Raw genomic sequence first — 1,866 nt, 5'->3', positions numbered from 1 at the left:
TGGAGATACATTCACTATTCATGGAAGCAATGTTTCAACTAGAAAGGCTGCAGAAGGTACAATAACAACTGTTAATAATGCAATTGAAAAAGTATCTACTGAAAGAGCTAAGCTAGGAGCTGTTCAGAACAGATTAGAACATACAATCAACAACTTAAACACTTCTTCAGAAAACTTAACTTCAGCTGAATCTAGAATTAGAGATGTTGATATGGCTAAGGAAATGATGAACTTCTCTAAGAACAACATCTTACAACAGGCTGCTCAGGCTATGCTTGCTCAAGCTAACCAACAGCCACAAAACGTTCTTCAATTATTAAGATAATTCTAGAATTAAATAAATTATTAAAGAACCATTTCGAAAGAAATGGTTCTTTTTTTATTTATTTCTATGAGAATATATAGAAATTTTAGGCGGAAGAATATGAAGGTAATAGGCACTATAGTGATTTAATATGTTAATTAAGTATAAATAATATTAATTGAGAACTTATTTACGACACGTAATTACATAATAAACTAATTTTGATCAATAAAGGAAATTGAATTCTGGCATATATTAAATATTGCTAAAATATTAATGGAATAATTAGCAATAAATCAAAGTAAGGCGTATTCTACTATTAATATAATAAAATTATAAAATAAACAGAAAATTTGTTAAGGATATAAAATTATAGTCGAAAATAATACTGTAATAACTAGTTTTTACAAATTAAATGATAAAAATTACAAGGATGTAGTTTAAACAACCAGGGAGGAAACAAAAATGATAATTAACCACAATATGAATGCGTTAAATGCGCACAGAAACATGACAGCTAACAATACTCAGGCAGGAAAGGCTATGGAAAAACTTTCTTCAGGTCTTAGAATAAACAGAGCAGGAGATGATGCTGCAGGTCTTGCTATATCTGAAAAGATGAGAGCTCAGATCAATGGTCTTGATCAAGCTTCAAGAAACTCACAGGATGGTATATCACTAATCCAAACTGCAGAAGGTGCTTTAAATGAAACTCACTCAATTCTTCAAAGAATGAGAACTTTAGCAGTTCAGTCTTCAAGTGATACAAACGTTGCAACTGATAGACAAGCTATCCAGGCTGAAATGGATCAGTTAAACGAAGAAATCAACAGAATATCAAAAACAACTGAATTCAATACTCAGAAATTATTAGATGGTAGCTTTGATGGTAAGTTCCAAATAGGGGCAAACGAAACTCAGAACATGGGATTATCTATTGGTTCAATGAGCGCTAACAGCTTAGGATTAACTGGTGGAATTACAGTAGTTAAAGATTTAGATATAAGTGCAGCTGCTGGTAAGATGGCAGATGGAGAATATACTTTAAAGGGTACAAACATAATTGACTCAAAGGGAAATGCTGTAGCTAAAGTTGATGGTGGAGCTATAAAAGATCTTGCAGACGCAGTTGTTGTTGATGCTACAGGTTTAGAAAAGGTTTCATTAAAAGAAGGTGCTTCTATAACTGTTAAAGCTGGAAAGATGACAGTGAACAATACAAAAGCTGATTCAACATTAGCAACTGGAACTTATAAATTCTCAGGAAAGAATGTAATTAAAGATGGTGAACTTATAGGTGAATTAGATAATGCTACTATAACAGCAGCTACTAAGATAAAGACAAATGATGGAAAAGAAGTAACATTTGATGCTTTAGGATTAACAGCAGCTAAGTTAGTTGATGGAGATACATTCACTATTCATGGAAGCAATGTTTCAACTAGAAAGGCTGCAGAAGGTACAATAACAACTGTTAATAATGCAATTGAAAAAGTATCTACTGAAAGAGCTAAGCTAGGAGCTGTTCAGAACAGATTAGAACATACAATCAACAACTTAAA

2 protein-coding genes are annotated in these 1,866 nt (G+C 32.1%); both read left to right on the top strand.

Annotated elements, in window-relative coordinates; genetic code table 11:
- On the top strand, nt 1-325 hold a 325-nt coding region (locus tag FYJ33_RS15930; RefSeq protein ID WP_268891475.1), incomplete at its 5' end, for a flagellin.
- 444 nt (nt 326-769) lie between these two features.
- Nucleotides 770-1,866 (top strand): flagellin N-terminal helical domain-containing protein (locus FYJ33_RS16925; RefSeq protein ID WP_154532939.1); only part of this gene is annotated, 1,097 nt, incomplete at its 3' end.

This window comes from Inconstantimicrobium porci (assembly GCF_009696465.1).
Taxonomy (GTDB): Bacteria; Bacillota; Clostridia; order Clostridiales; family Clostridiaceae; genus Inconstantimicrobium; species Inconstantimicrobium porci.
The sequence above is the reverse complement of the archived record's forward strand: the minus strand, read 5'-3'. Positions and strand labels throughout refer to the sequence as shown.